This window comes from Streptomyces sp. NPDC002788 (assembly GCF_053592115.1).
In genome coordinates, this window is the sequence record NZ_JBSFVB010000001.1 from 329,118 (window position 1) to 352,308 (window position 23,191).

Below are 23,191 nucleotides of genomic sequence, written 5' to 3' on the forward strand. Positions count from 1 at the left end.
TGTCTCGGTCTCCTTGAGGTCGCGGGGAAGGGCTGCGGCGGGGCGTCAACGGACGCCCAGCCAGCTCTCGATCGGGTGGAGGGCGAAGTACACGAGGAACACCGCCGTGAGGATCCACATGAAGGCGCCGATCTCGCGCCACTTGCCCTGGGCGGTCCTGATGGCCACGTAGGAGATGACGCCCGCGGCGACACCGGTGGTGATGGTGTAGGTGAAGGGCATCAGCACGACCGTCAGGAACACCGGGACGGCGGTGGCCCGGTCGGCCCAGTCCACGTGCCGGGCGTTCATCATCATCATCGCCCCGATGACGACGAGGGCGGCGGACGCCACCTCCGGCGGCACGATCGCCGTGAGCGGGGTGAAGAACAGGCAGGCCGCGAAGAACAGGCCCGTGACCACGGAGGCCAGGCCGGTGCGGGCGCCCTCGCCGACGCCCGTGGCCGACTCGATGAACACGGTCTGGCCGGAGCCGCCCGACACACCGCCGATCGCACCGCCGGCGCCGTCGATGAACAGCGCCTTGGACAGGCCCGGCATCCGGCCCTTGCCGTCGGCGAGCTCTGCCTCGGTGCCGACGCCGATGATGGTGGCCATCGCGTCGAAGAACCCGGCCAGCACCAGCGTGAAGACGATCATGCCGACGGTCATCGCGCCGACCTCGGCCCAGCCGCCGAACTCGACGTCACCGAAGAGCGAGAAGTCGGGCATGGAGACGGCGCCGCCGTGCAGTTCGGGAGCGCCGCCCGCCCACTGCTCGGGGTCGACGACCCCGGCGGCGTTCAGGACCGCGGCCGCGATCGTGCCGCTGACGATGCCGATGAGGATGGCGCCCGGGATGTCGCGGGCCTGGAGCATGAAGATCAGCAGCAGGGTGCCGGCGAAGAGCAGGACGGGCCAGCCGGCCAGTTCGCCCGCCGCGCCGAGGGTGACGGGAGTGGTCTCTCCCCGGTGCACGAAGCCGGACTTGTAGAAACCGATGAGGGCGATGAACAGGCCGATGCCCATGGTGATGCCGTGCTTGAGCGCGAGCGGGATCGCGTTCATGATCATCTCGCGCAGGCCGGTGACGACCAGCAACATGATGATCACGCCGTACATCACGCACATGCCCATCGCCTGCGGCCAGGTCATCTCGGGCGCGACCTGGGAGGCGAGGACTCCGGAGACGGACAGGCCCGCCGCGAGAGCGAGGGGCACCTTGCCGATGAAGCCCATCAACAGGGTGGTCAGGGCCGCCGCGAACGCGGTCGCGGTGATCAGGGCCTGCTGGCCGAGCATGGCGCCGGCCGCGTCCTTGCCGGACAGGATCAGGGGGTTGAGCAGAAGGATGTACGCCATCGCCATGAAGGTCGTGATGCCGCCGCGCACTTCACGCCCGACCGTGGACCCTCTGTGGGATATGTGGAAGTACCGGTCGAGCCAGGACCGCCCGGCCGGGACGCGAGTGCCTTCACCCGCGTCCTCGGCTGCGGTCCTCGGCTCTACTGACTGCTGGGTCATGTGTGGGCCTACTCCCAAGTTTCATAGGGGGTTGGGATGCACGACCCGGGGGACGGCCCGAGACGGACGAAGGGGGGTCCGGGGGACGCGCGGTCCCCCGGACGGAACTCTCCTGTTCAGGCCTCGGAGAGGGACGTACCGGTGAGGTGCTCGGGCCGTACCGGCGTCCGGTTCAGCTCGAGCCCGGTCGCGTCCCGGATGGCCGCGAGGACCGCCGGCGTCGACGACAGCGTGGGCGCCTCGCCGACGCCGCGCAGGCCGTACGGGGCGTGCTCGTCGGCGAGTTCGAGGACGTCGACCGGGATGGTCGGCGTGTCGAGGATCGTCGGGATCAGGTAGTCGGTGAAGGAGGGGTTCTTGACCTTCGCCGTCTTCGGGTCGACGAGGATCTCCTCCATCACCGCCACGCCCAGGCCCTGCGTGGTGCCGCCCTGGATCTGGCCGAGCACGGACAGCGGGTTGAGCGCCTTGCCTACGTCCTGGGCGCAGGCCAGCTCGATGACCTTCACCAGGCCGAGTTCGGTGTCGACCTCGACGACGGCGCGGTGGGCCGCGAAGGAGTACTGCACGTGCCCGTTGCCCTGCCCGGTGCGCAGGTCGAAGGGCTCGGTGGGCCGGTGCCGCCACTCCGCCTCGACTTCTACGACCTCGCCGTCCAGGACGTCGACCAGGTCGGCGAGGACCTCGCCGCCGTCGGTGACGACCTTGCCGCTCTCCAGGAGCAGCTCGGCGGTGGCCCAGGCGGAGTGGTACGAGCCGAACTTGCGGCGGCCGATCTCCAGCACCTTCTCGCGGACGAGTTCGCAGGAGTTCTTCAGCGCGCCGCCCGTGACGTACGTCTGCCGGGAGGCCGACGTCGAACCTGCGCTGCCCACCTGCGTGTCGGCCGGGTTGATGGTCACCTGCGCGACGCCCAGCTCGGTACGGGCGATCTGCGCGTGGACCGTGACACCGCCCTGGCCGACCTCCGCCATGGCCGTGTGCACGGTGGCGACGGGCTCGCCGCCCACGACCTCCATGCGGACCTTGGCCGTGGAGTAGTCGTCGAACCCCTCGGAGAAGCCCACGTTCTTGATGCCGACCGCGTAGCCGACGCCGCGTACGACGCCCTCCCCGTGCGTGGTGTTGGACAGGCCGCCCGGCAGCTGCCGTACGTCGGCGCCCGCGCTGGATTCCCACTGGCGCTCCGGCGGCATCGGCATCGCCTTGACGCGGCGCAGGAGTTCGGCGACCGGGGCCGGGGAGTCGACCGGCTGCCCGGTCGGCATGAGGGTGCCCTGCTCCATGGCGTTGAGCCGGCGGAACTCCACCGGGTCCATGCCGAGCTTCTTCGCCAGCTTGTCCATCTGCGCCTCGTAGGCGAAGCACGCCTGGACGGCGCCGAAGCCGCGCATGGCGCCGCAGGGCGGGTTGTTGGTGTAGAGGGCGATGGCCTCGATGTCCACGTGGTCGACCACGTACGGGCCGACGGACAGGGAGGAGGCGTTGCCGACGACCGCCGGGGAGGCGGAGGCGTAGGCGCCGCCGTCCAGGACGATCCGGCACTTCATGTGCGTGAGCTTGCCGTCCTTGGTGGCCCCGTGCTCGTAGTGGAGCTTCGCCGGGTGGCGGTGGACGTGCCCGAAGAAGGACTCGAACCGGTTGTAGACGATCTTCACGGGCTTGCCCGTGCGCAGTGCCAGCAGGCAGGCGTGGATCTGCATCGACAGGTCCTCGCGGCCGCCGAACGCCCCGCCGACGCCGGACAGCGTCATCCGCACCTTGTCCTCGGGCAGTCCGAGGACGGGCGCCATCTGACGCAGGTCGCTGTGCAGCCACTGGGTGGCGATGTAGAGGTGGACGCCGCCGTCCTCCTCCGGCACCGCTAGGCCGGACTCGGGGCCGAGGAAGGCCTGGTCCTGCATGCCGAAGGTGTACTCGCCCTCGACGATCACGTCGGCGCGCTCGCGGGCCGCCTCCACGTCACCTCGGACGATCGGCTGGCGGTGCACGATGTTGGGGTGCGGGACGTGACCGGCGACGGGGGTCCCCCCTGGACCGGAGCTTGTCGGAGGCCCTTGGGGGAGGTCGTGGCGGTTCTCGTGGACGAGGATCGCGTCCGGCGCGGTCGCGGAGGCCTCGTCGGTGACGACGGGCAGTTCCCGGTAGTCCACCTTGATCTTCGCGGCGGCGCGGCGCGCGGTCTCCGGGTGGTCGGCGGCGACGAGCGCGACCGGCTCGCCGTGGTGGCGGACCTTGCCATGCGCGAGGACCGGGGTGTCCTGGATCTCCAGCCCGTAGTGCCTCACCTCGGTGGGCAGGTCGTCGTACGTCAGCACGGCGTACACGCCCGGCATGGCCAGGGCCTCGCTCGTGTCGATGGAAACGATCTCGGCGTGCGCGACGGTCGAGCGGAGGATCTGACCCCACAGCATGTCCTCGTGCCACATGTCGGACGAGTACGCGAACTCGCCGGTGACCTTGAGGATGCCGTCGGGGCGGAGCGTGGACTCGCCGATGCCGCCCCTGGTCCGGGAGCCCTGGGTGATCTTCGTGGGGGTTCCGCTGGGAGAAGCCATGATCAGACCGCCTCTCCCTGCCGGGCGGCCGCCAGGCGGACCGCGTCCATGATCTTCTCGTAGCCGGTGCAGCGGCACAGGTTGCCCGACAGTGCCTCGCGGATGTCCGCGTCGGTCGGGGTCGGGTTGCGCTCCAGCATCTCGTCGGCGGCGACCAGCAGACCGGGTGTGCAGAAACCGCACTGCACGGCGCCGGCGTCGATGAACGCCTGCTGGATCGGGGAGAGCTCGGTGCCCTCACCGGTGTGCGAGTCGCTGCCCGTGGCCTCCCATCGCTGGGCGTCCCGCAGCGTCGTGCCGCAGGCGCCGCCGCTCGCGCAGCCGCCCTCGGCGCGCTGCTTGGCGTAGTCGGCGAGGCCCTCGACGGTGACGACCTCGCGGCCCTCCACCTGTCCGGCGGCGACCAGGCAAGCGCACACCGGCACACCGTCCAGCCGGACCGTGCACGAGCCGCACTCGCCCTGCTCGCAGGCGTTCTTCGAGCCCGGCAGCCCGAGCCGCTCCCTCAGCACGTACAGCAGGGACTCGCCCTCCCACACGTCGTCGGCTTCCTGCGGACGGCCGTTGACCGTGAAGTTGACGCGCATCACGCGGCTCCCTCGGTGGCGCGGCGGGCGCCGCGGTAGGACTCCCAGGTCCAGGTCAGTGTGCGGCGGGCCATGACGCCGACCGCGTGGCGGCGGTAGCTCGCGGTGCCCCGGACGTCGTCGATCGGGTTGCAGGCGGCGGAGCACAGATCCGCGAACTGCTTGGCGACCGACGGGGTGATGATCTTCCCGTTGTTCCAGAAGCCGCCCTCCTCCAGAGCGGCGTTCAGGAACTCCTCGGCGGTCCTGGCCCGGACGGGGGTCGGTGCGGCCGAACCGATGCCGGTCCGCACGGTCCGCGTCTGGGGGTGCAGGGCGAGCCCGAAGGCACACACGGCGATGACCATCGCGTTCCGGGTACCCACCTTGGAGAACTGCTGCGGCCCGTCGGCCTTCTTCACGTGCACGGCCCGGATCAGCTCGTCGGGCTCCAGCGCGTTGCGCTTCACACCCGTGTAGAACTCGTCGATCGGGATACGGCGCGACCCGCGTACCGACTCGACCTCCACCTGGGCGCCCGCGGCGAGCAGGGCGGGGTGGGCGTCGCCGGCCGGGGAGGCGGTGCCGAGGTTGCCGCCGACCCCGCCGCGGTTGCGGATCTGCGGGGAGGCGACGGTGTGCGAGGCGAGGGCGAGACCCGGCAGCTCGGAGCGCAGGTTCTCCATGATCTTCGTGTAGGGCACCGAGGCACCCAGCCGCACGCTCTCCTCGCCGACCTCCCACTCGGAGAGGTCGCCGATGCGGTTCAAGTCCAAGAGGTACTCGGGTCGGCGGTGGTCGAAGTTGATCTCGACCATCACGTCGGTGCCACCCGCAATCGGCACAGCTGCGGGGTGCTCGGCCTTCGCGGCGAGCGCCTCCTCCCAGCTGGCGGGGCGAAGGAAGTCCATGGCCGGCTCTCTTCTTCGTCGTCTCGTGGGGCGTTCGGATTGAGCCAATCCGTGTGCGGCGGTCCCGGCTCGTCCATGTGCTGTTGACGCGTAGTGGTCTCAGTACACAGCGCGGTGCTCCAAAGGGGTCAGTCACGGAAACCATGAAGGAGTTGGCTGGCCACCACGGGCATCTTGTAGATTCGTATGAACGGAGGCCACCAGAAACCTCCTCGTTCTCCTGTGGAAACGCGCGACACAGCGGCGTGACCTGGGACGCAGCCGGGGGCACCGGCGAAAGGCGGCGAACCTCGCTCAACAGCCCGCCGAACAGGCGTTCCCTCGGCACCCCACCAAGACCCACCATAGATTTCGAGACAAAGAACGGCGGCGACGAGAATGCGGCTGCGCGCACTGCTGGAGACGGACGCGCTGGGCCTCAAGCTGCTCGGCGGCGAGGACGAGCTGGACCGCACCGTCCGGGGCGTGATGACCACCGACCTGCGCGACCCCAGTCGCTACCTCTCGGGCGGCGAGCTGGTGCTCACGGGCCTGGCCTGGCGCCGCGACGCCGCGGACTCGGAACCGTTCGTCCGGATCCTGGTCCAGGCCGGGGTGACGGCCCTCGCCGCGGGCGAGGCCGAACTCGGCGACGTGCCCGAGGACCTGGTCGCGGCCTGCGCCCGCCACCACCTCCCCCTGCTCGCGGTGCACGAGTCGGTGGCCTTCGCGACGATCACCGAGCACGTCGTCCGGCAGGTCTCCGGCGAGCGGGCCGGAGACCTCGCGGCGGTGGTCGACCGCCACCGCCGGATGATGACCTCGGGCCCGGCGGGCGGCGGCCCGGACGTGGTCCTGGACCTGCTCGGCTCGGACCTGGACCTGCGGGCCTGGGTCCTCTCCCCCACCGGCCGCCTGATCGCCGGCTCGAAAACGGCGGGGCCGTCCCTCTCCGCCGAGGCGTGCGCGCGGCTCGCGGGCGAACACCTCACCGCCACCCGCACGGGCCGCCGCGGCCCCCACCGCGTCATCCTGGGCGCCACCACGTACTCGCTGTTCCCGGTCCGCTCGACGGGCCGCTCCCCGCAGGCGGCCCAGGACGTCCGCGAGACGCTCCTGTCGGACTGGCTGCTGGCCGTGGAGGCGGACGCCGGGGACTGGGCCGAGGAGCGCCTGGACCTGCTGCACGGCGTCACGCAGCTGATCGCGGTCGAACGGGACCGCCGCGACGCGGCCCGCACGGTCCGCCGCCGCCTCGCCCAGGAGGTCCTGGAACTGGTCCAGACGGGCGCGGCCCCCGCCGAGATCGCCGCCCGCCTGCGCGTGGCCGCGCCGGTCCTGCTGCCCGGCCTGGGCGCGGCGCCGCACTGGCAGGTGGTCGTGGCCCGCGTCGACTGGCACGACGAGGAGACCGAGGCCGGCCCGGTGGCGCAGGCCCTGCTGGAAGAGATCCTCGTCGACCCCTCGTCCGCCGGCCCGGAGCACTCCGACCGCATCGCCGTGGCCCACACGGGTGACGAGGCCATCGCGCTGGTCCCCCTGCCCGCCATGGCGGCGGAGCACGACGGCACCGAGAAGGGCGTGCTCGCGGACGCCCTCCTGGACTCGGTGCGTGACCCCCTCTCGGCAGGCCTGGACGGCGACGGCCGCCTCACCCTCGGCGTCAGCGCGGCCGTGCACTCGGCGGAGGGTCTGCGCGGCGCGCTGGAGGAGGCCCGGCACGCCCGCCGGGTGGCCGCGGCCCGCCCGGGCCGGGTCTGCGCGGCAGGCCACCAGGAACTGGCGTCCCACGTCCTCCTGCTTCCCTTCGTCCCGGACGACGTCCGCCGCGCCTTCACGGCCCGCCTCCTGGACCCCCTGCGCGACTACGACCGCCGCCACCGGGCCGAGCTGATCCCCACCCTGGAGGCCTTCCTGGACTGCGACGGCTCCTGGACCCGCTGCGCCGGCCGTCTGCACCTGCACGTCAACACGCTGCGCTACCGGGTCGGCCGAATCGAGCAGTTGACGAGCCGCGACCTGTCGCGGCTGGAGGACAAGCTGGACTTCTTCCTGGCACTGCGGATGAGCTGAGACAAGAGGTATCCCGGCCCTGGCCCCCGGACGCCCCTCGGTCCCACGACTTTGTGAAATCCTTCACCCACCCTCTTGGCCCGGCCCGCCGATTCGTGCTGAGATGCCGCCACCACTCAACAGCTCGATGGCGTGCTCGGGGAGGGCAACGTGGCGCATTCCGCCATGTCTGGTAACGGAACGACCGCCGGTGACGATCCCCTCCAGACCGCGGTATGGCGGCTGCGCTCCCGCGGGTGCTGGGCCGACGCGGCCGCACTGCTGCTGCCTGCCACTCCCGCGGCGGCGCTGCAACGCGCCTCGCTGCTGGTGGAACGGTGTCTGTACACCGAGCAGGGCTGGGAGGAGGCCGAGGACGCGCTGCGCACGGCCGAGGCGCTGGCCCACAGTGACGACGAGCGGGGCGCGGCCGCTTGTGAACGCGGGTACTTGGCCTACGCGGCGACGCTGCTCGCGGTGCGGGACCGGGCCGACGAGGCGCGGGCCGCGCTCGGGAGGGCGGCGGCGCTGGTCCCTCCGGGGGCTCCGCAGCGGGCCCTGCTGGACTTCCGTCGGGGACTGCTGGCGGAGAACCTGACGAGCTCGCCCCAGGCGGCACGTGCCGCGTACCGCCGTGCACACGCCGGGGCGACGGCCCACTCCGACCCGCTGCTGCTGTCCTTCACCTGGCGTCATCTGGCCGGACTCGCCTTGCGTGACGGGGACTTGGCGGAGGCGCGGCACGGTTTCGCGGAGTCGCTGCGGATCCGGGAGGAGCTGGGCTACCTGGTGGGCACGGCCCCCGCCCTGGTGTCCCTGGCCGACACGGAAACGGAGCCGGAGGCGTCCCGGCTGCGGGAGGAGGCCCGACGGTTGTTCCGGCTGCTCGGGGGCGTACCGACGTGGCTGTCACGGCAGTTGGCCCCGGCACCGCCGGCGGCGACGGCGTGAGGGCCCAGCGGCACGGCTGCCCCCGGCTCCAGCCTCCGGCCTCCAGCGGCTGAGCCGAGACGCCCGCAGCCGCCGACTCACGCAAGGGGGACGTGACGGGAGGTGTCCGTCCACGGCGGTCGGCGCGTCGACGGACAGTCACCGGCGTCCGACCCCATCGCGCCGCTCCGAGGAACGGACACCCCCGGCGCTGCCCCGGCTTACCCACCGCCGAGAAGGCACGACCGAGAAGGCACGACGCGAACCCCCACCGAACCAGCCGCAGGCCGCCGCGGGCACCGGCGCTCAGCCCGCGGCGGCCGCCCCCGCGAAGTGCCCACCCACCAGCGCCCGCACCACGTCCAGATCCCGGACGATCAGCGCGTCCAGCAGCGCCGTGTGCTCATGCGCGTCCGCCACCAGATCCGCACGCCCCCGCACCTCCGCCCCACCCCCGACCAGCGGCCACTGCGCCCTCCGGTGCAGATCCTCCGCGATCCGGACCAACTGCCGGTTCCCGGCGAGGGACAGCACCGCCCGATGAAACCCCCGGTCGGACTCCGCGTACGTCGCCCGGCAGCCGGAGGACGCCGCGCGGACCGTCGCCTCGGCGAGAGGACGCAGCTCCGCCCAGCGTTCGGCAGGCACGGTACGCGCCAGCCGCAGCACCACCGGAATCTCGATCAGCGCCCGTACCTCGGCCAGCTCCGCCAGCTCGCGCGCCCCTCGTTCCACCACCCGGAACCCCCGGTTGGGAACGACCTCCACGGCACCCTCGAGCGCCAGCTGCTGCATGGCCTCGCGCACCGGCGTGGCCGAGACCCCGAACCGCTCCCCCAGCACCGGCGCCGAGTAGACCTCCCCGGGCCGGAGATCCCCCGCCACCAGCGCGGCGCGCAACGCGTCCACGATCTGCCCCCGCACCGAGGCCCGCCGAACGACCGGCCGCACCCGCGGAGCGCCCGCCGCGGACGGCTCACCGTGCGTGTGCTCGCCCCGAACCGCCCGGGCCGCTTCCCCCACCCCGGACTGCCGCGGCACCCGGGCCTGCTCGGCGGTTCGAGGGCTCACCCACGGATCTCCCGTCTCGGCGGAGCCCTGCGCGCCCTGCTTCACGGGTCCTCCTCCGGACGTGTCGGTGACGTATCGGTACTTGGCGTCATTACGGCGGGTTGTTACTCGTCCGTCAAGGCACCATAAGCGCCCCGGCGCCCAGTTCAAATCCGAGTTCCCTTTCCGGCGAACTTGGGTAAGGTGAGCCTTACCTTCAGAGCCCGTTCGACCCCAGACGGATCGGTGACCACATGCCCGCGCCCCGTTCGGCCGTCTCCGGCGCCTACGCCCGCCTGGCCGAGGTCCTCCCGGGGCTCGCCATCACCGAACTGACCCCCGAGGACGAGACACCCCGGGGCGCCGGCTGGGCCGCGGCCGCCGACCTCGCGGCGGCCGACGCCACGCTGGACGCGTTCCTGGCCCGGGAAGAGGACCGGATACAGCGGGACTACGGCCGGCAGGCCCGCCCCGACGTAGTCGCCGGCTTCGGCCTGCACCGCTACGCCTGGCCCGCCTGCCTCCTGATCACCGCGCCCTGGTTCCTGCACCGCAGGGTCCCTCGCTACCCCGTGACGCACGTCTCGTACGACCGCACCGCCCCCGGTCACCCCCTCGGGCACCTGGCCGTCCGCCCCGTCGGCTTCGCTTGCCTGCCCGGCGACGAGGCGGCCGGAGCGCCCGGCGCCCGGGTGGTGCCCGACGAGGAGGCACTGCGGGCGGAGGTGCGGTTGGCGGTGGCCGAGCACATGGAGCCGCTCCTGGCCGGTTTCGGCCCCCGCATGCGGCGCCGCGGCCGGGCCCTGTGGGGCATGGCGACCGACGAGATCGTCGAGGGTCTCTGGTACGTCGCCCGGCAGCTCGGCGAGATCGAGGAGCGGCGCGCGATGCGTGAACTGGAGCTGCTCCTGCCGGGCGCGACAAAGCCGTACGTGGGCACGGCGGCGTTCCGGGAGCTGACGGGTCCGGAGGGCGAGCCCCTGCGCACCAGGGACCGGGTGAGCTGCTGCATGTTCTACACCCTGCACCCCGAGGAAACCTGCGCCACCTGCCCGCGCAGCTGTGACGCCGACCGGGTCACCAAGCTGTCGGCCGCGGCCGGTTGACGCTCTTTTGACCGTCGCCGCACCGGCCGTCCCGTAAGATCGTCGCGACACCGGACACCCACACGCCCACAGGCGATGCACAACTTCCTCACGTGTGACGGGAACTTTCCGGAGAACCACTCGTACAGGTACTCTTGTTCGAACTCAACTCCCGCCCCTCAAGCGGCAGTTCGAGCAGAACGCCGCCCTGGGCATTCCCTTGCACTTCCTAGGCGGCCTCTTGCCCCGAAACCCCCTGAGGGCCGGTGGGATTGGGCCACTATGGCGGGCGTTACGCCCTATCCCCATGCAAGGGACCACCCACATGAGACTGACCGACATATCGCTGAACTGGCTGCTTCCGGGCGCCGTGCTGCTCCTGGGCATGCTGGCGGCGGTGGCGGTGCTCGCGCGCGGCAAGCGCTCCTCGGTCAAGGACACGAGCGCGGACGATTCCTGGGAGCGCAGCGAGGAGCGCCGCAGACGCAAGGAGGCCGTCTACGGCACCGTCTCCTACGTCCTTCTGTTCTGCTGCGCGGCCGTCGCCGCCGCGCTCTCCTTCCACGGACTGGTCGGCTTCGGCGAGCAGAACCTCGGCCTGACCGGCGGCTGGCAGTACCTCGTGCCGTTCGGCCTGGACGGCGCCGCCATGTTCTGCTCGGTGCTCGCGGTGCGCGAGGCCAGCCACGGTGACGCCGCGCTCGGTTCCCGGATACTGGTCTGGACGTTCGCCTTCGCCGCGGCCTGGTTCAACTGGGTGCACGCGCCCAGGGGCATCGGCCACGCGGGTGCCCCCCACTTCTTCGCGGGCATGTCCCTCTCGGCGGCGGTGCTGTTCGACCGCGCGCTGAAGCAGACCCGCCGCGCCGCCCTGCGCGAGCAGGGCCTGGTGCCCCGCCCGCTGCCGCAGATCCGTATCGTGCGCTGGCTGCGCGCCCCTCGGGAGACGTACAGGGCCTGGTCGCTGATGCTGCTGGAGGGTGTGCGCAGCCTTGAGGAGGCGGTCGACGAGGTGCGCGACGACAAGCGCAAGAAGGACGAGGCGCGCCAACGCCGGCGTGACCAGCAGCGCGTGGAGCGGGCCCAGTTGAAGGCGATCAGCCGCGGTCACCGCGGCCACTTCGGCCGCGGTGGCGGCCGGCAGCTGGAGGTGCAGGTGGAGCGCGGCTCCTCGCAGGTCTCCGCGGAGCCTGCCATATCCGGGCCGGACCCCCTGCCCGTCCGCTCCCGCCCCTCCCTTCAGCCCGTCCGCAAGGGGACTGACCCGGTGACCGTCGACCTCACCGCGGAGGACGACACCATGGCACTGCCGCGGCTGGACTCCCTGGAGCGCAAGCTCAAGGACCTGGAGCAGCAGTTCGGCTGACCGAGCGGCACCGGAAGGGGGCGCGGCCCGCGGGCCGCGCCCCCTCAGGGGTCCTTGCACTGTGAGCGTCCGATCAGGTCGCGTGGTCTGGTGCCGTGCATCGCAAGGCGCCGGAGTGTCCTGGTAGCGGAGCTACCTGGGCGCTTCGGCAACGCGGCGAGGCGCGGTGCCAGGCCGCGCGACCCGGGCGGGCACAGTACCAGGACCCCTAAGGGGTCCTTGCAGCGTTCACGCCGCCCCGGCCTCCAGCTCGAACCAGACCGCCTTGCCCACGCCGTGCGGCCGGACTCCCCAGGCGTCCGCGAGGGACTGCACCAGGAACAGGCCCCTGCCGTTCGTACCCTCGTCGGCGGCCGGTGCGCGCAGCCGGGGTCTGCGGGCCACGAAGTCCCGTACCTCCACCCGCAGTCCACGGGGTCCGACAGTGGCCGTCAGAAGCGCGTCGTGGTCGGTGTGGACGATCGCGTTGGTGACGAGTTCGCTGGTGAGCAGTTCCGCTATGTCCGGGAGATCGGATCGTCCGGGCTTCCCCCACTGCCCGAGCAGTTCCCGCAGGGCCCTGCGGGCTTCGGGCACGGCCCGCAGATCCGCCCGCCCCAGCCTGCGCCTCAACTGAGGCGCCTGTGCCCGCTCCCTGACGTCGTCCGCCTTGTCCTGCACCGTCTTCACCGAGAAGGCCCCTGTCACAATGGGACCGCCTCCTCTTGCCTGCCTCTCCATGACCCCCGCCCGCGCGCCGATGTCGGTTCCCCTCCTGCTCGAACACGTTCACGGGGATCCATGCCCCAACGGGCACGCGGCAGTCATGTCGGATCGTCAACGACCGGATGTTCGGCCACCGGAACGGGGCGGGCGGGCCGGGCGGCGGGCCGCCGGGCGGTACGGCGGTGGCAGGCAGGGAGACAAGAGGGTAGCCGGTCGGAGCCCCCGGGCGGATCCTGACCGCCGGAGATCGGACGATGTGCCGATGGCCGGCTGCTGATCCCCGCGTACGCGGCGCGGGCCGGGACGGCTGGTCCCCGTGTGCGGCCCTCCGGTGAAGTTGGCCGAAGTACGACGGTTTCTTCCAGAAGCCATGACCGGTACGGACCGTCCTCCCCACCCCCGTGGCGGAGGACGGCCCCGGTCTCGGCCCGCCAGTGGGCGCCGTACCGCTAGGGCCGGGGGACGTTGCGCAGGTTGGAGCGGGCCATCTGGAGCATCCGGCCGACCCCGCCGTCCAGCACGATCTTCGAGGCGGACAGGGCGAGCCCGGTCACCATCTCGGCCTTGATCTTCGGCGGGATGGACAGCGCGTTGGGGTCGGTGACGACATCGACGAGGGCCGGTCCCTTGTGCCTGAAGGCGTCCTTCAGTGCCCCGGCGAGATCCTTGGGCTTCTCGACGCGCACCCCGTGGGCACCGCAGGCGCGGGCGACGGCGGCGAAGTCGGGGTTCTTGTTGGCGGTGCCGTAGGAAGGGAGACCGGCGACCAGCATCTCCAGCTCGACCATTCCGAGGGAGGAGTTGTTGAAGAGGACGACCTTCACCGGGAGGTCGTACTGCACCAGCGTCAGGAAGTCGCCCATCAGCATGGAGAAGCCGCCGTCGCCGGACATCGACACGACCTGCCGCTCGCGGTCGGTGAACTGCGCGCCGATGGCCATGGGCAGCGCGTTCGCCATCGAGCCGTGGGAGAAGGAACCGATGACGCGACGGCGGCCGTTGGGTGAGATGTAGCGCGCGGCCCACACGTTGCACATGCCGGTGTCGACGGTGAACACGGCGTCGGCGGCGGCGACTTCGTCGAGCACGGACGCCACGTACTCCGGGTGGATCGGCGTGTGCTCCTCGACCTTGCGGGTGTACGCCTTCACCACCCCCTCCAGTGCGTCCGCGTGCTTCTTCAGCATCCGGTCGAGGAAGCGGCGGTTGTCCTTCTCCCGCACGCGCGGGATGAGGCAGCGCAGCGTCTCCCGCACGTCGCCCCACACCGCGAGGTCCAGCTTGGAGCGGCGGCCGAGGTGTTCGGGCCGGACGTCGACCTGGACGATCTTCACGTCGTCGGGGAGGAAGGCGTTGTACGGGAAGTCGGTGCCGAGCAGGATGAGCAGGTCGCACTCGTGGGTGGCCTCGTACGCGGCACCGTAGCCGAGCAGTCCGCTCATGCCGACGTCGTACGGGTTGTCGTACTGGATCCATTCCTTGCCGCGCAGGGCGTGCCCGACCGGGGACTTGATCTTCCCGGCGAACTCCATGACCTCGGCGTGCGCGCCGGCCGTGCCGCTGCCGCAGAAGAGGGTGACCTTGCCGGCCTCGTCGATCATCTCGACGAGCCGGTCGATCTCGGCGTCGCCGGGGCGGACCGTGGGCCGGGAGGTGACGAGGGCGGTCTCGGCGGCCTTCTCCGGTGCGGGCCGGTCGGCGATGTCGCCGGGCAGGGTGACGACGCTGACACCGCTGCGGCCGACGGCGTTCTGGATGGCGGTCTGCAGCAGCCGCGGCATCTGCTGCGGGCTGGAGATCATCTCGCTGTAGTGGCTGCACTCGGTGAACAGCCGGTCGGGGTGGGTCTCCTGGAAGTAGCCGAGACCGATCTCGCTGGACGGGATGTGCGAGGCGAGGGCGAGAACCGGCGCCATGGAGCGGTGGGCGTCGTAGAGGCCGTTGATGAGGTGCAGGTTGCCGGGCCCGCAGGAGCCGGCGCAGGCGGCGAGCCCGCCGGTGATCTGCGCCTCGGCACTGGCGGCGAAGGCGGCGGTCTCCTCGTGCCTGACGTGGATCCAGTCGATCGCGGAGTTGCGGCGGACGGCGTCGACCACGGGGTTGAGGCTGTCGCCGACGACTCCGTAGAGGCGTTTGACACCCGCTCGGGTCAAGATGTCGACGAACTGCTCAGCGACGTTCTGTTTGGCCATGGTTCTCGTCTGCCCCTTCGGTCTGCTGTGATCCCTCCGGGTCCCATCAAGTCACACGCCGCGCGGTCACGCCTCCCACACCGCGGCGGCCGTACGGTCATCTGCATAACCCTTGACCCGCACTTGGGAGTCGGCCAGGAACGCGGCGAGGCCGGGCGGTTCGGGCCGGGACCACCGCTCGGCGAGGTACTCGCCCAGTTCGGGTTCGCCGCGCAGCGGGTCGGCGAGGCCGCCGCTGCACATGAGGAGCGTGTCACCCGGGCGGGCGACGGAGGTGCGGAAGCGGAAGGGTTCGCGGGGCGGTGCCGGGGCCGGTTCGTAGGGGCTGGGCGGGGTCGGGATGCCCAGGTCCATGGTGAGCCGGTCGCCCTGGGGGGTCTCGGAGGGCGGGGATCCGAAACCGACCACGGGTTCGCCCTTGACCTCGGCGACCTGCGGTTCGATGTCCTGCCACTCGCCCTCCCGCAGCCGGAACAGTCCGCCGGGCCCGACGCCGAAGAACACGCGCGTACGGCACTCGGGATCGGCGGACAGCAGCAGGCAGCGCAAACTGGCCGCGTACTCCTCCGGGTCGACGCCCTGTTCGGAGGCGCTGGCTCGGAGCTTGCCGAGACTGCGGGCGGTGAGGCGATGCAGCCCGGACTTGAGGTCGCCGCGCCGGCCGCCCCTTATGTCCTCGACCAGCCGCGCGTGACTGCGCCCCACGGCCCGCCCGATCCAGTGGCAGGCCTCGGCGGCGGCCCGATGCGCACCCGGCGCGCCCCGGCCCCCGGTCGCCATCGCCACGAGCAGCAGCGCGTGCTCGCCCGCCCCGAACCGCGCGGTGAGCAGAGAGTCCCGCCGCGGCTCCCCGCGGTACCGCGCGGAGTCCCCCCGCACGGACACGGCCCGCACCGTACAGGCCCCGTACCGGGCTCCGTCGAGCACGGTGTCCGCGACGAGGTCGTCGAGATCGTCCGGGTCGGCGGCCGGAAGGGCGGTGGGCTCGGCGTCGTAGGTGGGCGGCCGGGAGCCGACGTGGCCACGGGGCCGGGGGGAGGACGCTGGGCGCTCGACCCGAGGGGCGGGCTGGTCAGGCTGATCGAGTGGGGGGCTGGTGGGGGGTGGGGGCGCGGCCGGCGGGTCGGCCGGGCGGGACGGGACGGGCGGAGGGCCGGTGGGGCGTCGCGGTGGATCCACTGGGCGGGGCGGTACGGACGGCCCGCCGGCGGAGGTTCCCCCTGCGGACGGCGCGTCAGTGGGGCGGGGTGGCACGGACGGCGAACCGGCGGAGTCTCGCAGCGCGGACGCCGTGTCGGCCGGGGAGGGTGGTGCGGGTGGCTGGTGGGCCGAGTCGGGGTGTGCGGTCCTGCCGGGCTCGGCGACGGGCAACGCGGCCCCGTTCGGCTCGGGCGCGGCGGACGCGGCTCCGCCTTGTTCCGCGGCGACCGCAGGAGGCGCGGGGCTCCCGGCCGCCCGGGCCCCGCTCGCCTCGCTCCCGGCGGCCGGGCCCGTGCCGGGCTCCGCGGCGGTCGTCGGAGGTGTGGGGTCCCCGGGCCGGTCGGCCACCGTGGCGGTGCGGTCGTCCGGGTTCGGCCAGGACGGAGGAGACGCGGGCGGCGGTGGGGCCGGGGGCGTCCGCGCGGAGGGGATCGACGCCACGGGAGTCTCCCCCGAACCCATCGGTGGCGTACGGGGCCCGGAGGACGAGGCCGCGTCGCCCGCCGGTGTCCGCTCCTCCCCCGGTGTCCACTCGCCCCCGGGCCCTCGCTCGGCACGCCCCGGCGGTTTCGCCGCCGTCGGGAAGGTCACCGGGCCCGTGGGCAGGGGCGGCGGGGGCTCCCAGGGTGCGCGCTGCGGGGCCCGGTCGGCGGGTCGGGGCGGGGCCGGCAGGTCATCGGCTCCTGCCCGGGGCGTCGGAACCACCGGCCGGTCGGTCACCGCCCCCGCCGCCGAAGCGAAGCGGTCGTCCAAGGAATCGGGTGCCGGTGTCGGGCCCGTGTCGTCGGTGGAGTCGTCGTACAACTGCCTCCACCAGTCGTCCTCGTGACCGGTGGGCCTTCCCCCCTGCTGGCTCATGCCACTGATTGTCCACGGCACGAGCCTGATGAAAACGGGGCTTGTGGAAAAAACCGGCCCGCCGGCCCGCCGGGAACGGCACGTCGAGTGAGCCGTAGAACGGTCATGCGATATCCGGCGCTCGGGGCGCCGCGAGCGGCTGACCTGCGGGTCTGGGGCACGGTCACGCTTCTGACCTGCGCTTTCTCCCGGCTTCCGGCAGTCTGGTCAGATGGGAGTGTGGGACCTCCTGCTGGTCGGGCTGGTCATCCTGCTCGGGCTGTGCGGAGTGCTGCTGCCCGCCATGCCGGGATCGTGGCTGGTGTGGGCCGCGGTCCTGTGGTGGGCGCTGAAGGACCCGCAGCCCGTCGCATGGTGGGTGCTGGTCGGAGCCACGGTCCTGCTCCTCCTGTCCCAGGCCGTGCGCTGGGCGCTGCCGGCCCGGCGGCTGCGCCCGAGCGGCACCAACCGTCGCATGCTGGCGTACGCCGGAACGGGCTCCGTCCTCGGCTTCGTCCTGGTCCCCGTACTGGGCGCGATCCCGGGATTCCTGGCCGGCCTGTACCTCTTCGAACGGCTCCGCCTCGGCCGCCGCACCGACGCGGTCACCGCCGTGCGCACGGTGATGCGCTCGGGCGGCTCCAGCATCCTGGCCGAACTGTTCACGTGCCAGCTCATCGCGGCGGCCTGGGTGGGCGCGGTCTTCTGGGGCTGAGCCCCTCGAGCGTCCGGGACCGGGCCCTCAGGAGCCCAGAACACCCTCGTGCGTCAGCAGCCGCACCTTGCGGTCCAGGCCCCCCGCGTATCCCGTCAGCGCGCCGTCCGCCCCGATCACCCGATGGCACGGCCGCACCACCAGCAGCGGGTTCGCACCGATCGCACCGCCCACCGCCCGTACGGCGGCCCGGGGCGCCCCGATGCGCGCGGCGATCTCCCCGTAGGTCACCGTCGAGCCGTAGGGGATGCCGTCCAGGGCGGCCCAGACCTTCTCCCGGAAGGCCGTGCCCTCGGTGCGCCAGGTCAGCCGGAACTGCTTCAGTTCCCCGGCGAAGTAGGCCGCGAGCTGCTCCCCGGCCTCGCGGAAGGGCCCGGGGTCCCGCCGCCAGTCGTCCCGCACCACGCGGCCGCCCTGCTGCCCGGGCACGGACAGCGAGGTCAGCTCGCCGGTCGGGGCGGCGGTGAGGAGCAGCGGCCCGACGGGGCTGGTCACGCTGGTCCAGTAGGTCGGACGGGTCATCGGAACTCCCACTCCCCTGCTGCGCGCAGGTGGTTCACGGCGTACGAGCGCCAGGGGCGCCAGTTGTCGGGTGCGTCGAGCCCGGGCGGGGCCACGTCCGGGTCGCCGAGGGCGCGGGTGCGGATCTCGGCGACGGTACCGGCGTCCAGCCCGGGCACGGCACGCAGGGCGTCGTGCGCGGCGTCCCGGTCGGCGCCCGGGTCGAGGCGTACGGCGTGGTCGGCGAGGGCGGCGGTGAGCGCGCCGAGGGTGCCGCCGGGCTCGGCCCCGGCGAGGACGGCGGGTTCGGGGAAGAGGTGGGTGAGGCTGCCGCAGGGGGCGTCGAGGACCTTGCCGTACCGGCGTACCAGCCGTTCGGCCTCCGCCCGCCCCACCAGCGCGCGGACCGCGAGTTCCGCCGGGTCGGCGGTGCCGGGTGAGCGCAGCCCGGGCCGGGCGGCGACCAGGGGTGCGAGCCGCGGGTCGGCGCCGAGGCGCTCGTCGACGGCGTAGGGGTCGGCGTCGAGGTCGAACAGCCGCCGCAGCCGCTGGACGGCGGTGGTCAGGTCGCGGGGGTCGGTGAGGTGCAGCCGGGCGTCGAGCCAGCCGCCCGGGTGGGCGCCGGACCCGGTCCGGGCGGTGCCGGGGCGCTCGTCGACGGCGACGATGCCGGTGCCGTACGGCAGGCGCAGGGTGCGCCGGTAGGTGCGGGTGCCGGGCGGGCCGCTGATCTCCTCGACGCCGGGCACGGCCTCGCGTTCCAGCAGGTCGAAGACGGGGCCGGCCTGGTAGGGGCCGCGGTGGGCGAGCCGGAGCGGGATGCCGGCGTCCGGGGTGGCCGTACGCCGGCCCCGGGCGTTCCCCGGGGCGGCGGCCCGCAGCTCGCTCGGGGTGGACGCGTACACGGCCCGGATCGTGTCGTTGAACTGGCGCACGCTGGCGAAGCCCGAGGCGAACGCGATCTCGGTGATCGGCAGGCCGGTCGTCTGCACCAGGACGCGCGCGGTGTGCGCCCGCTGGGCACGGGCCAGGGCGACCGGCCCGGCGCCGAGCTCGGCGGTGAGCTGCCGCTGCACCTGCCGTGCGCTGTAGCCGAGCCGCAGGGCGAGACCCGCGACGCCCTCCCGGTCGACCACGCCGTCGGCGATCAGCCGCATGGCCCGGCCCACCACGTCCGCGCGGACGTTCCACTCGGCGGAGCCGGGCGCGGCGTCGGGGCGGCACCGCCGGCAGGCCCGGAAGCCCGAGCCCTGCGCGGCGGCGGCCGTGGTGAAGAACCGTACGTTGGCCCGCTTCGGGGTGACCGCGGGGCAGCTCGGCCGGCAGTAGATGCCGGTCGTCTCGACGGCGAAGAAGAACACGCCGTCGAACCGGGCGTCGCGGCTGCGCACCGCCTCGTACCGGGTGTCCTCGTCCGTTTCCTGGTCCGTCACAGGTCCAGTCTCCGCCGTCGGCGGGCATGCCGCTGGCGGGAATCGGACACGGCGCTCCGGACGCGTCCCCCGGCGCTACGGCACGTAGAAGTCGGTGTCGCAGTACCAGTCGTCGACCCCGTTGAGCCGCAGCCGGGCGGCGACCACGAAGATCGACTCGTTGCCCACGCGGACGGTGGGCGCGAGGCAGCCGCGGGTGAAGCCGGCGTTGAGCGTGGAGCTCGCGCAGTCGGTGTTGCTGCCGAAGTTGCTGCTCACCGCTCCGCCGATGGACACCGCCACGTTCGCCGCGTTCTGCACGACCAGGACGGCCTGGCCGTGCCTGCTGCCGTTGATGACGGCGCAGACCTTGAACTTGACGTTGTCCGACACCTTGTGTGTCTTGTAGGCGCCGCAGTGCCAGGTGGAGGTGGTGCTCACCGTCTGCCAGTTCTGCGCGGCACCGGCAGGTGCCGCGGCGAGCGCGAGAGCGCCCACCGCGGCCGCCGCCCCCAGAGGCCTGAATCGCATACCGCCCCCCTCGTTCCGAACATGTGACCGCCCCGTGGCGGCCGTTGATCATATCCGGCGGGGGTGCGGCTACGAACGCCAGTGCGGTCCCCTCTTCGCCTCCATCGCGGCCTTGCCGATCGCCCCCTTGCGCTTCCAGTCCTTGCGGATCTCGGCCCGCAGCCGGGCGTCGGTCTTGGCGACGATGCGCTGGTTCTCCCGCAGCAGCTTGCGGTAGCTCCGCAGTCGCCGTTCCGGGAGTTCACCGGACTCGACGGCGGCGAGCACGGCGCACCCCGGCTCGGCCTCGTGGGCGCAGTCGTGGAAGCGGCACCGCTCGGCCAGTTCCTCGATCTCGGAGAACACCTGTCCGACGCCGGTCTCGGCGTCCCAGAGTCCGACGCCCCGCAGTCCGGGTGTGTCGATGAGGACGCCCCCGCCGGGCAGGGCGAGCAGGTTGCGGGTGGTGGTGGTGTGGCGGCCCTTGCCGTCGACGTCCCGGGTGGCCTGAACGGCCATGACGTCGTCCCCGAGCAGCGCGTTGGCGAGGGTCGACTTGCCCGCGCCGGACTGCCCGAGCAGCACGGACGTACCGCCGCCGACGATCGCCGCGACCACGTCGAGCCCTTCCCCGTCCCGCGCGCTGACCGGCACCACCGGCACGCCGGGCGCGCCGGCCTCCACGTCCTGGACGAGGTGGGAGCGGGTGACGGCGTCGGGGACGAGGTCGGCCTTGGTGAGGACGACGACGGGCTGCGCCCCGGACTCCCAGGCGAGCGCGAGGAACCGTTCGATGCGGCCGAGGTCGAGATCGACGGCGAGGGACACGGCGACGACGGCGTGGTCGACGTTGGCCGCGAGGATCTGCCCCTCGGACCGCTTGGAGGAGGTGGAGCGGACGAACGCGGTGCGGCGCGGCAGATACGCGCGGACATAGCGCGGGTTCCCGGCGGGTTCGACGGCGACCCAGTCACCGGTGCAGACGACCCGCAAGGGGTCGTGCGGGGTGACGAAGGCCGTGTCGGCGCGGAGCACGCCGTCGCCGGTGACGACGTCGCACTGGCCGCGGTCGACCCGGAGCACGCGTCCGGGCAGCAGTCCTTCGGTGGCGTAGGGGGCGAACTCGTGCGCCCATGCGTCGTCCCAGCCGTAGGGAGCGAGCGCGGAGGAAGCAGCTGAGGCAGAGCTGGAAGTCAAGGGTGACCCTTCCCAAGGTCGGCCCCGGCCCGACAGTCGGTCGGATCAGCCGGCGGCCAAGGAGGTGGACGTGACGAACTGGATGCGGGCAGCGCTCATCGCAATGACAGCCATCGGTCAACACCTCCTCGATCCTCGACTCTTCGTGGAACTCGGCTCTTCGCCGAACCGCCGTCACGGTATCCCGTCACGGCGCAGTCGCGTCAACCGCTTTTCGCGCAGGCGTGGCCGTTCAGCGTGAAGTCGTACGGCGGGGAGTTCTGGCCGCGCCAGGATGCGAGGAAGCCGAACGCGACGTCGCCGCCGGCGGGCACCGACTTGTTGTAGTCGGCGGCGGTGGCGGAGACGCGGGAGCCGTCCTGGGAGACGGAGGCGTCCCACATCTGGCCGACCTGCTGGCCGTCCCGGAAGGACCAGGACACGCGCCAGGTGTCCAGGGATCGGCTGCTGGTGAGGGTGACGGTGGCCTGGAAGCCGTCGGGCCACTGGTTGACCAGGTCGTACTCCACCCGGCAGGTGGGGTCCTCGCTCTGCTCGGGTTCGCTCCGGTCGGTGGGCGAGGACGTGCCCTGCGGTCCGGTGTGGCGGCTCCTGCCCTCCGACGTGCGGGGCTTGCCCGGCTCCCGGGTGTCCTCGGTGGCCTTGCCGGCCGGCTTCGAGGTCGCGGGCGGCAGCGAAGGGGCGGACGACAGGGAGAGGTGGGGATCGGCCACCGGCTGACGGCCGTCGTCACCGCGCGCCCCGAGGTCGTCCCCGGAGCCGCCGAAGGGCATCAGCGAGACACCGAGCGCCAGCACGGAGACCAGGACGGCGGCGACGAGCAGCCCGTTGCGCGCGACGCGCGCCTTCTGCGCCCCGTCCGCCGGGTCTGCGGTCGCCCTGTCCGGCGGGCCGGGGCGGCCGGCCCCGAGTCGCACCTCGGCGGCGCGGCGGCGGCGCTCCAGATAGGCGAGGCCGCCCCAGCCGATCACCCCGCCGGCCAGCGCCCCGGGCAGTCCGCCACCGTGCAGCCGCAGGCAGGCGGCGGCCTCGGCGCACTGCACGCAGGTGGCGAGGTGCCGGGAGAGGTCTCCGGGGGTGTCGGCGGCGGAGGAGCGGGTGACGGCGTCCAGCAGCCGGGCGTAGCTGCGGCACCGGGCGTCCATCGGGGTGTCGAGGTGGTTGCGGTGACAGCGGTCCCGGAACAGGGTGCGCACCTGCTGGAGTTCCTCTGCGGCGGAGGCCGGGTCGAGGCCGAGGCGGCGGGCGACCAGGGTCAGCGGGAGCGCCTCCACCTCGGCGAGCCACAGCAGTTCGGCGTCGGCCTGCTGCAGGTCGCGCAGGCCGCGCAGCGCGAGGGGACGCCCCAGGGGCGGTCCGGTGTAGCGGGCGGCCTTGTCGGAGTTGAGCCACAGGCGCAGGTCGGGGTCGAGTTTGTGGCCCTGCCCCTCTTCCTCCCAGGCCGCGGCGGTGGCGCGCACGGCGGTCAGCAGCAGGGGGATACGGGGCAGCCGGGCGGGGCGGCGGCCGGTGCTGCGGGCGGGGCCGGATGCGGCGTCGCGGGCCTCACGTATGCCGTGTGCGAACGCCTCCCGGCCCAGCTGTGCGGCGGCGGTGGAACCGGACGTGCACAGGTCGGCGTAGGCGAGGACGGCGTCCCAGCACTCGGAGAACAGCGCGGCCTCGGTGGCGTCCTGAGGGGTCGGCAGGTCGGGCATGGGTCTCCTGCATCCACAAGCGAGATCAACTCACCACATCGGCAATGGAGTTGGGGGGAACCTCGCGGCAGGGCAAGAGCTTTTCACGCCTCCCGCACAACTGACAAGCACCCTGTTCAGATATCAGAACAGGGCGGATGTGCCCCACGACTGCGGCCTCCGAGTGCCGTACGTGCACAACCGCCCCGCGACTCGACGCCGTACCGAAATGGCGGACGACGTCAT

At 72.7% G+C, this 23,191-nt stretch carries 18 protein-coding genes; 5 read left to right on the forward strand and 13 right to left on the reverse strand.

The window, feature by feature from the left end; translation table 11 throughout:
• Positions 1-45 precede the first annotated feature (45 nt).
• The 4 genes from ACWD1U_RS01490 to ACWD1U_RS01505 form a co-directional block, all read right to left on the reverse strand.
• Complete coding sequence (locus ACWD1U_RS01490; protein ID WP_451103628.1) at positions 46-1,503, reverse strand: NCS2 family permease; 1,458 nt, start codon at positions 1,501-1,503, stop codon at positions 46-48.
• A 116-nt stretch (positions 1,504-1,619) separates the two neighbouring features.
• Positions 1,620-4,061: a xanthine dehydrogenase family protein molybdopterin-binding subunit gene (locus ACWD1U_RS01495; RefSeq protein ID WP_451103629.1), complete on the reverse strand. Its 2,442-nt coding sequence runs from the start codon at positions 4,059-4,061 to the stop codon at positions 1,620-1,622.
• A gap of 2 nt (positions 4,062-4,063) precedes the next feature.
• Positions 4,064-4,648, reverse strand: coding sequence for a (2Fe-2S)-binding protein (locus ACWD1U_RS01500; RefSeq protein WP_451103630.1), 585 nt, complete (start codon positions 4,646-4,648; stop codon positions 4,064-4,066).
• Positions 4,648-5,538 (reverse strand): FAD binding domain-containing protein, encoded by an 891-nt coding sequence (locus tag ACWD1U_RS01505; protein WP_451103631.1) that lies wholly within the window; start codon positions 5,536-5,538, stop codon positions 4,648-4,650. The genes ACWD1U_RS01500 and ACWD1U_RS01505 overlap by 1 nt, the downstream gene beginning before the upstream one ends.
• A gap of 378 nt (positions 5,539-5,916) precedes the next feature.
• Here ACWD1U_RS01505 and ACWD1U_RS01510 point away from each other — a divergent pair, with 378 nt between their 5' ends.
• The gene (locus tag ACWD1U_RS01510) at positions 5,917-7,590 is read left to right on the forward strand and encodes a PucR family transcriptional regulator (RefSeq protein WP_451103632.1); all 1,674 of its coding nucleotides are present in this window, start codon (positions 5,917-5,919) and stop codon (positions 7,588-7,590) included.
• Positions 7,591-7,740: 150 nt separating this feature from the next.
• Positions 7,741-8,520: a hypothetical protein gene (locus ACWD1U_RS01515; RefSeq protein ID WP_451103633.1), complete on the forward strand. Its 780-nt coding sequence runs from the start codon at positions 7,741-7,743 to the stop codon at positions 8,518-8,520.
• A gap of 285 nt (positions 8,521-8,805) precedes the next feature.
• On the opposite strand, the gene ACWD1U_RS01520 is transcribed toward ACWD1U_RS01515, so the two are convergent.
• A complete protein-coding gene (locus ACWD1U_RS01520; RefSeq protein ID WP_451103634.1) occupies positions 8,806-9,615 on the reverse strand; it encodes a GntR family transcriptional regulator in 810 nt (269 codons plus the stop codon).
• A gap of 188 nt (positions 9,616-9,803) precedes the next feature.
• Here ACWD1U_RS01520 and ACWD1U_RS01525 point away from each other — a divergent pair, with 188 nt between their 5' ends.
• Both ACWD1U_RS01525 and ACWD1U_RS01530 read left to right on the forward strand, forming a co-directional pair.
• On the forward strand, positions 9,804-10,655 hold the full coding sequence (locus ACWD1U_RS01525) for a (2Fe-2S)-binding protein (protein WP_451103635.1): 852 nt from the start codon (positions 9,804-9,806) through the stop codon (positions 10,653-10,655).
• A gap of 304 nt (positions 10,656-10,959) precedes the next feature.
• Positions 10,960-12,000, forward strand: coding sequence for a DUF2637 domain-containing protein (locus tag ACWD1U_RS01530; RefSeq protein WP_451103636.1), 1,041 nt, complete (start codon positions 10,960-10,962; stop codon positions 11,998-12,000).
• A 228-nt stretch (positions 12,001-12,228) separates the two neighbouring features.
• Here the strand turns inward: ACWD1U_RS01530 and ACWD1U_RS01535 are convergent, their stop codons facing one another.
• The 3 genes from ACWD1U_RS01535 to ACWD1U_RS01545 all read right to left on the reverse strand — a co-directional run bounded on the left by ACWD1U_RS01535 (position 12,229) and on the right by ACWD1U_RS01545 (position 16,559).
• Positions 12,229-12,720: an ATP-binding protein gene (locus ACWD1U_RS01535; protein ID WP_451103637.1), complete on the reverse strand. Its 492-nt coding sequence runs from the start codon at positions 12,718-12,720 to the stop codon at positions 12,229-12,231.
• A 434-nt stretch (positions 12,721-13,154) separates the two neighbouring features.
• Positions 13,155-14,897 carry a pyruvate dehydrogenase gene (locus ACWD1U_RS01540; RefSeq protein ID WP_451103638.1) on the reverse strand — a complete coding sequence of 581 codons (1,743 nt, stop codon included), beginning with the start codon at positions 14,895-14,897 and terminating at the stop codon, positions 13,155-13,157.
• Between the two features lie 66 nt (positions 14,898-14,963).
• Positions 14,964-16,559 (reverse strand): protein phosphatase 2C domain-containing protein, encoded by a 1,596-nt coding sequence (locus tag ACWD1U_RS01545; RefSeq protein WP_451103959.1) that lies wholly within the window; start codon positions 16,557-16,559, stop codon positions 14,964-14,966.
• 607 nt (positions 16,560-17,166) lie between these two features.
• Here ACWD1U_RS01545 and ACWD1U_RS01550 point away from each other — a divergent pair.
• Positions 17,167-17,649 carry a DUF456 domain-containing protein gene (locus tag ACWD1U_RS01550; RefSeq protein WP_451103639.1) on the forward strand — a complete coding sequence of 161 codons (483 nt, stop codon included), beginning with the start codon at positions 17,167-17,169 and terminating at the stop codon, positions 17,647-17,649.
• A gap of 27 nt (positions 17,650-17,676) precedes the next feature.
• Here ACWD1U_RS01550 and ACWD1U_RS01555 read toward each other — a convergent pair whose 3' ends face one another.
• From ACWD1U_RS01555 to ACWD1U_RS01575, 5 genes are all read right to left on the reverse strand, one after another.
• Positions 17,677-18,171: a methylated-DNA--[protein]-cysteine S-methyltransferase gene (locus ACWD1U_RS01555; RefSeq protein ID WP_451103640.1), complete on the reverse strand. Its 495-nt coding sequence runs from the start codon at positions 18,169-18,171 to the stop codon at positions 17,677-17,679.
• Positions 18,168-19,583 (reverse strand): DNA-3-methyladenine glycosylase 2 family protein, encoded by a 1,416-nt coding sequence (locus tag ACWD1U_RS01560; protein ID WP_451103641.1) that lies wholly within the window; start codon positions 19,581-19,583, stop codon positions 18,168-18,170. Before ACWD1U_RS01560 ends, ACWD1U_RS01555 begins: the two co-directional genes overlap by 4 nt.
• Before the next feature lie 75 nt (positions 19,584-19,658).
• Positions 19,659-20,093: a hypothetical protein gene (locus tag ACWD1U_RS01565; protein WP_451103642.1), complete on the reverse strand. Its 435-nt coding sequence runs from the start codon at positions 20,091-20,093 to the stop codon at positions 19,659-19,661.
• Between the two features lie 69 nt (positions 20,094-20,162).
• Positions 20,163-21,269 (reverse strand): ribosome small subunit-dependent GTPase A, encoded by a 1,107-nt coding sequence (gene rsgA / locus ACWD1U_RS01570; protein WP_451103643.1) that lies wholly within the window; start codon positions 21,267-21,269, stop codon positions 20,163-20,165.
• Positions 21,270-21,472: 203 nt separating this feature from the next.
• Positions 21,473-22,966, reverse strand: a complete 1,494-nt coding sequence (locus ACWD1U_RS01575) for a cellulose binding domain-containing protein (protein WP_451103644.1) — start codon at positions 22,964-22,966, stop codon at positions 21,473-21,475.
• Positions 22,967-23,191 lie beyond the last annotated feature (225 nt).